The organism is Pseudomonas sp. D47, assembly GCF_045447305.1.
Lineage (GTDB): Bacteria > Pseudomonadota > Gammaproteobacteria > Pseudomonadales > Pseudomonadaceae > Aquipseudomonas.
Map to the genome: position 1 here is coordinate 1 of NZ_JBJGXU010000116.1, position 7,154 is coordinate 7,154.

7 protein-coding genes are annotated in these 7,154 nt (G+C 52.9%); 2 read left to right on the forward strand and 5 right to left on the reverse strand.

All coding sequences use genetic code 11. The annotated features are described in order from the left end of the window. A partial coding sequence (locus ACI77I_RS31370; protein WP_407000060.1) for a hypothetical protein occupies positions 1 to 404 on the forward strand: 404 nt, incomplete at its 5' end. A 44-nt stretch (positions 405 to 448) separates the two neighbouring features. Here ACI77I_RS31370 and ACI77I_RS31375 read toward each other — a convergent pair. From ACI77I_RS31375 to ACI77I_RS31385, 3 genes are all read right to left on the reverse strand, one after another. Next, positions 449 to 1,006: a hypothetical protein gene (locus tag ACI77I_RS31375; RefSeq protein WP_406994416.1), complete on the reverse strand. Its 558-nt coding sequence runs from the start codon at positions 1,004 to 1,006 to the stop codon at positions 449 to 451. A gap of 391 nt (positions 1,007 to 1,397) precedes the next feature. Further along, entirely contained in the window at positions 1,398 to 1,802 is a 405-nt protein-coding gene (locus ACI77I_RS31380) for a hypothetical protein (protein WP_406994414.1), read from the reverse strand. A 494-nt stretch (positions 1,803 to 2,296) separates the two neighbouring features. Next, positions 2,297 to 2,659 (reverse strand): hypothetical protein, encoded by a 363-nt coding sequence (locus ACI77I_RS31385; RefSeq protein WP_406994413.1) that lies wholly within the window; start codon positions 2,657 to 2,659, stop codon positions 2,297 to 2,299. A 194-nt stretch (positions 2,660 to 2,853) separates the two neighbouring features. Between ACI77I_RS31385 and ACI77I_RS31390 the strand changes: the two genes are divergently transcribed. Next, positions 2,854 to 3,420 (forward strand): recombinase family protein, encoded by a 567-nt coding sequence (locus ACI77I_RS31390; protein WP_406994412.1) that lies wholly within the window; start codon positions 2,854 to 2,856, stop codon positions 3,418 to 3,420. 93 nt (positions 3,421 to 3,513) lie between these two features. Here ACI77I_RS31390 and ACI77I_RS31395 read toward each other — a convergent pair whose 3' ends face one another. Together ACI77I_RS31395 and ACI77I_RS31400 are read right to left on the reverse strand one after the other, a co-directional pair. Next, a complete protein-coding gene (locus ACI77I_RS31395; RefSeq protein WP_407000062.1) occupies positions 3,514 to 4,335 on the reverse strand; it encodes a hypothetical protein in 822 nt (273 codons plus the stop codon). Between the two features lie 1,092 nt (positions 4,336 to 5,427). Further along, on the reverse strand, positions 5,428 to 7,154 hold a 1,727-nt coding region (locus ACI77I_RS31400), incomplete at its 5' end, for a hypothetical protein (RefSeq protein WP_407000064.1).

Below are 7,154 nucleotides of genomic sequence, written 5' to 3' on the forward strand. Positions count from 1 at the left end.
GTCGGATTCGGCATTTGCAGACTCAGCTAGACGAGCTGAAACACGAGAACATGGCTCTTCGTAAGACCCTCGTTGATGCTCACGACGCTGCTGTTTTGCTCATTGAAAAGGCTGCTCAGCCTGCTCTCGACCTGTCCATGTCGGCTTATCTTCAATCTGATTACATTTTCACGGGCTGGAGCACGAGCATGTCTCCACACTTTTTGCTCAATCATGTAGGAGATACGGTTCGTGATGGTGATCGGGCTTATCAAACCCTAGAGTTTTCAAATGAGGGGGTTTTCAAGGCATCATGGAAACCTGATGGCTCAGACATGCAAATTATCGAGCTTTCAAAACTTTCCCTTGCCTTCATTCCCGGAGAGGAAGGGCACACGTTTTCTGTTGAATTTTCTCCTGAGTAAATGAGTGATTTCAGCTTGGCAAGGGTTGGCGTTCAGCCTGCAAGTCAATGACCGACGTGCTGCCAGCCCGTAAAGAACAGTGCGTTAACGGCCTTGGCTAGCATGTATGCGCAATCGGGGAACGCACACAACGCGGTTCCGACTAACGTCAGCATCGTTGCAACGATCAATGTGCCGACCTGACCTGCCAGCGCGTAGGGAAGTGTAATTTCCTCGTGGTAGCGAATGTTATCGAAGCATAGGCGCATATGCGTTTTCAGCGTGGCAAGCTCAAATGCGGCGCTATCATGCTTATCTTGGAGCGCTCTTAGGTCCTGGCGTAGCGAAGCCAATTCTCGGTGCTCGTCGCTAGGGTAATTCTGTATTGCCGTGGTGTTGCTGAAGGAGAACGACTTGTTCTCTACGACCGCGGGTGTGGGCACAAAGATCGCGCGCACAGCTTGGATCTTCGCCGTGGCGGCTAAGGCGATGGTGACTAAGCCTGAGAGCACGGCCAGAAACAGGCCAAAACCCAGCATGTAGTTATTTTCGGCGAGGCCGAGCGCCGTAAAGATCGCCGCGACCAGCATTACTATCAGTGCCATCCCTAGAACTGTTTTCATTGACCTCGCCTACGCATTTTTCGGGACGCCAGTATGAGCGGCTCCAAGCGAGGAAACCAGACGCCTGAAGCGGAGCGTGGACCTATTGCAGCGTTACGCACTCTTCAGCCTACTCAGCCGATGCGGGTTGTCGCCCGGTCGAGTCCAGACCGTGCTGGTCAAATCCGATGCAAACGACTGGTCAAGTCGAATGCAAATGAGTGGGCAAATCGGTGGTCAGGTGGAGTGCAATTACCCACCATGATTTCTCACCGTGAAAAGCTAGTCTTTCCGCGCCGACACTCGGCAACGCCGACCGCACGTATTTTTTGCGGTAGCCTCCACGGCCCCATGACGTGTAGCGCCGCATCTGCACAGGTCCCGGCAGGTCCGCTTTTCCAGCGACTAACTATTAAAAGTCGTGAGCGTCATGCCAAGCCTCGATGAGTTCTTCCCGGCCGAGCCTGCGTGCAGCTTGTGCATAGGCGTCAAGGAATCCAGCGTCTTCCATCCAATCCTCTGTCCTTCCTTCGATCTTTCTTCCGTACACCTTGAGAAGCACGATCTGCATATCGACTTCGTCGTCTAATGTTTCCGCTTTGGACATGCCCGAGTCACTGATCAAGGTTGTAAGCATTTCGACTTGGCTAATTGCCTCGGCTTCTGCCATCCGCACGAGTAAGCTGACCATTCCCTCGGCGACCTCGACCGTTTCCACATACTCGCCCTGAGGTGAGCCATTGCGAACTGTCCGTGCCTGCTTGGCTTTCGCTTTGGCGCGCTTAGCCCGTTTGGCCTGCTTTTTATCTGATGCCATGGTTACTTCCTTAGAGGGACCTTTAGCGGCTTAAACAGCCGCTGACTGGGACTGCTGCGAGGTTAACGCATTGAGTTCGCGTTAAAAACCTCATTTTCGCGCACATGAAAAAAGCTGGAAAACCAGTTAAGAATGCGTGAAGGAGGGTAGGGAATTGGGCACTCCCTGCGCAACAGGGTCCACTATCTCTAGTGGTGGACTAAATCCTCTGACCCGATTTTGATGAGGGTGCTGCGGTAGACGTTGGCCAATGTGGTTGGTTATCACAAGGAGCGCGGATCGAAGGATGCATTAATTGTGAGTTACATCGCCGAGCAGCAAGCTGGACCCGGTGGTGCGTAAGAAGCAGCGCCTGCCTTCAAATCTGACCACCAGAGCCCCCTCAGGCCCGTATAGAATGCTTTGCATAATTGGCGTTTAGGGTAAACCCGGACAGGATCAGACTACCGGTTTGCTACTTAAAGGATTTGTCGTCTGACACCCATCGACATTAGTTAAATTGGCCCACCAGATTCATCACCAAGCCACTGCCAATAACTCAATCCCAGCTCCATTGTGGCAGCCTCACCGCCAGGTACACCACGAGCCTTCAAACGCATGACCTCATCACCAATCCACTTGAACAGCGCTTTCTGTCCGTACGGGCAAGGCCCATAAGCCTCCTCCAGAGCGTGAGCAGCCTTCTGACGCCAGTCATCTACCGCAATCAAGTGCTCTTCATCCTCATCTTTGTCTAAGCAGTCCCGGCAAATGACCTCCTCCTCGGCCTCATCATCTTTATCCGGAAAGTCCGAAACATAGGCTCCGCACTCATCACAATATATTGCCCATGTACCATCACACATTTTATCCAGCATACGGTTCCTCCATCTCCACATCTCTGAATGTAGCCAAATGAACGATAGATGTCTGTAACTTCACCCCACAACAGTCGCACAACTCCTAATTTATGCGACACGCATCAGCTCCCTTGACCTTCTAGCTCTGGTCTGTCGCATAAGTCTGTCGCAAATGGTAATTTACCTGCGACAAGTTACGCGACAGGTGCTAAATGCAAACCACTGGACAGCTAATTGGATACGCCAGAGTTTCGACGCAAGCTCAGGATCTGGAGCAACAGCGACTTATCCTGGGACAAAACGGTTGTCAGCGGGTTTTCGAAGAGAAGGCCAGTGGGGCTAAGCGAGACCGCCCAGAGCTGAATCGACTGCTTGATCATCTGCGGCCAGGTGACGTTTTGATCGTAACTCGATTAGATCGCTTGGCTCGGTCAACTACAGACCTGCTCCATATTGCAGAGCGGCTCAAAGCCATCGAAGCCGGGCTGCGCTCACTTGGAGAGCCTTGGGCCGATACAACCTCACCAGCAGGACGTATGGTGTTAACGATCTTCGCGGGGATCGCTGACTTTGAGCGATCACTAATTAGTGAGCGCACCAGTGCCGGGAGAGCTGCAGCCAAGGCTCGCGGCGTTCGGTTTGGCCCTAAACCGGTATTAACACCGGAACAGGTCAGCCATGCGCGACAACTGATTGCCGAAAACCAACGACCGGTGGCAGAGGCTGCACGCCTCTTGGGTGTTCATAGAGCGACCCTATATAGAGCGCTATCCAAGTAGTGAGCAGGATCCTTAGTTTAGATTGATTAGGCGACAACCGGCGTGGATTCTTCGCCATTCGACGGTCGCAGGCTGGCTGTTGCTACTACCGTGTTACGGGTTACCCGCCATCTGACGGGCGTAATTACGGTCACTGAGGTCCTTCTTAGGGTCAGCCTTGGCCCAACGCTCAGGCTTCGCACAGTCCATGCAGGTCAATATTTTTTTGTCCGTACTGAGCGTGTACAAGTGAGCTTTGGAGCCATCGCCGATCTTCAAGCCAGCGTCCGTGACTTCGAACCCTGGAACCTCGTGTCCCAGACGATAATCCATGTTCTCAAAGTTGAACGCCCAGCTTTTTATCTGAGTTTTGCGCCAGATTGTCATGATGCTCAACGGGTCATTTTTCGTGGTGCGTTGATAGACCCAATCGCCTTCATACGGCGTCAGCTTCGGGACTTCTGCATCACGTCGACCTTGCTCCAAGGCCTTCTGCTGCATTTTTTCTAGCTGGACATTCAATGCTTCCTGATCCTTGAGAGCCTGATCCTTAAGCAGTTGCTCTACGTCATATGGCCCTTTAGGGTCATATTTCCAAACCAGATCGTCCTTCCTCAGGCCAACCACCTTGCAGTTAAGACAGTCAAGGCTTTGCTCATCGACGTTACGCTTCATGGCCAGGCGCGTAGAGCCGTTTACATCATCAAGAAGAAGTTTTTCATCTTTTACCGAAACCTTTAGTTTAGCGAGAGGCTTGATACGGCCTTTCCCATCGTCTCCAAAGATTTCCGCGTCATTGCCATGTACGTTGAGAACCATTGTTCTCTGGATGTTTGAGTCTTTAAACCGATAAGCCCCCGTGAAGTCTTCACCGCCACAGGCGGCAAGAATTGAACCGGCAACAGCAATTGCCACTAGCTTGAAAAAAGTGCACATAACATCCTTTTCGTTCTATCAATGACGCTGTTTCCTAGCGTCGTGTAAGTGGCTGATGGCAATAGTAGCCAAAAGCAAGCCGTCCAGCGGCATCATTTTGCCATCACTGCCTTCAGCCTACTATTGAGCTCGCCAATAAACAATTCAGCGCGAAATGGGTCCAGCCACAGTGACATTGACATCCAGTACAGCCGCAACACTGTTCCATCACTCGCAACGATCACAGGCCTCGCCGAGGATGCCGACCAGACCAGCTCCGGACAGAGACGGCTGACGAGCATTAGCTAATCTAGATCAGCGCTCATCATGGTCCGCCCCCTCCCGATGCTCCAGCCATACCGCACAGCTCCACAAAACGCTCCCCAAAATTGCCAATGCAACAATGCTCCACAGCGGCAACCAGCGATTTGAACCGATCCAGAACCCGCCCCCTACACAGACAATTGTTACGAATGTTCGCCTCATATACGCGCCGTCAATTTGTGTTGGAGAGACGACGCTAACCTGAAACTTCCAATGTCATGGCGCGGTGACTGAAAAATCGTCAGTTCTCCTAATGGGAACTGAGCGCTTCGCGTAGGAATAGCTAGGAGGGATAACGGCATCCAAAGGAAAGTAATGGACACCACTATGAACCGTGGTGATTTCTCAGTGGTTTTTGCGTGTTTGTTAATGGCGAGCAGGGTTTCCCCGGCGGAGCGCAGTGGCCTGACTGTATGTCCATTGTGATCCCCTACGTAACTCAGTGGTCGCGCAATTGTTTCAAGCAGCTTTTAAAAGCAATCACTGAGAACCTGGGTGGTTTCTCAGTGATTTTTATAGGATTTTTGAAGGCATACTGATTTTTTCCGAAGATTGGAAATAATCATGGCTGCCAGTGGAGAGAATGAGAACTCAGCCGTTATTATCAGTGAGGGCAATAGGCTCACCGGTCGAGTGAGCTGGTGATGCTGAGGATGTCGGGAACCGACACACAGCATCACATGCCTATCCCTCTTGATCAAAAATCAACGCTCCCAATTAGATAGGTGAACCAGCGTTGCGGTGCACTAATCAAGCGCATCCCCTCAGACCTAGCTCCCACACTAAACGTCAGCGCTTCGGCGGAACCTTCTGGGGTGGATTTAGAGAGGAACGACGCGCTCCAAAAGATTTGTCTGTCGTCGGGGACGTAGGCCAATAGACACTTGCCACGCTGGCCGAAGCATTGGGATCTCGCGCGGGACGAGCATGTGGCGCCGAACTAGACCCTGTCGGACTTGGTGGTCGTGGGGGAGTCCCACCACCAGAGCGGCCATCCGGGCCTCTGCCCTTTCCACCAGCAGCACCTAAAGCGCCCAGCCGACTAATCGCCATAACGGTTCCCACTGCACGCGTAACAAACCCACCGACACCGCTGGCCGTGGCCATAGCACCCGTCAGGCTGCCGGCGAGACCTCCTACAGAAACGCCAGTCAGACTCGATGCAATCCAGGTTGTAATAGCCAGCAGAATGGCTGCGATTGCACCCATAAAGCCGCGCACCGCATCGAAGTCGGCACCAGATCCAGACCAACCACTTGCAGCGGCAGCTTGACCGATGGCAACAGCGGCCATAACAAGGGATACAGCCACAATTAGTGCGTGCGCAAAGAGCATCGCAATCACGGGAAAAAATAGGAGGGAGAGCCAACTGATCAATACTTCAACGCCTCTCAGCGGAGCCATCAGCAGTGCCAACGGTGCAGCAAGTAATACGATCCAGAACAGCCATGCTGATAACAGAACGTATCCCGGCAGTAAGGTTTGAAGGTCGAGCCAACCAGACCAATCTTTGAACATTTGAACACTAGCCAGAATGCCAGCTCCGACTTCAGCACCCTCCGGCGAGAGGCCGGTAGTTTTCTCCAATGATCGTGTCATGAAGCGCTGCCACGCCACCGCCGTACTAACGGCACCCACCTCAGCACTCACCCGCTGACCTCCGGCGATTGTTCCTCCTGCTTCTTTTAAAGCCAAGTAGGCCTGCTCAGCCCCAATCTGAGCGATTTTGTAGGCTTCTAAGCAACTGGTGGGCTCAAACATCATGGCATGATCATCAGATCCAATAACCTGAGACTTCTGACCCGGGACCAATGTTATGGGCAAATACGAAGGTGTTGAGTCCGGCTGCCCGGTGAATAGTGCTTGCCAATGGACTTTGGTAGGCAGGGCATAACGCCCCCCCATAAAAGGCCCTGCGCTGCCCAATGCGGCTATTCCAGCCTCACGACGCGATTGAACCGAACCGAGGTCTACAGCTTTCTCAAGACCTTTTCGGGCGGCGCCTCCTCCTAGAAGGTAGTTGAGCCACCCACCGTTTTCCTCCGCAGATCCGGTCATATAGGTAGTGATGCCGCCGCCAGCCGCCTTAGCTTGAGCGATTAGACTAATTTGTTCATCTGGGATACCCAACCCGCCGCCGCCGAGCAATCCCACAGCATGCATCGCCTCAATTTTAGTCGAATGCTCAGCCCCTCCAAGTTCCGCCCGGCTCGGCGCACAGCTGGCGTTGTAGTCGTGTATCAGACGAGCCAAATCAGTGCCTTGATAGATCTGCGTACCTCTCGCGGCAATGTCATCCACTGCCGCCTGTGCGGGCACAATCGATCCCGCAATAGTATGTTCGTTTAGGACTCCATCTAGGGCGGATCTGTAAATGCGATGCACAGCCATAGCAACTTTCAGGGGCGTTGCCTGCGCATCAATTAATGTTACCGAGACCCCGCTAGGCAACTGAACGGTCTCTGGTCTCATGCCTAAAAGCATGACCAAAAAAATGACCGCACCTCCGGCTAGGC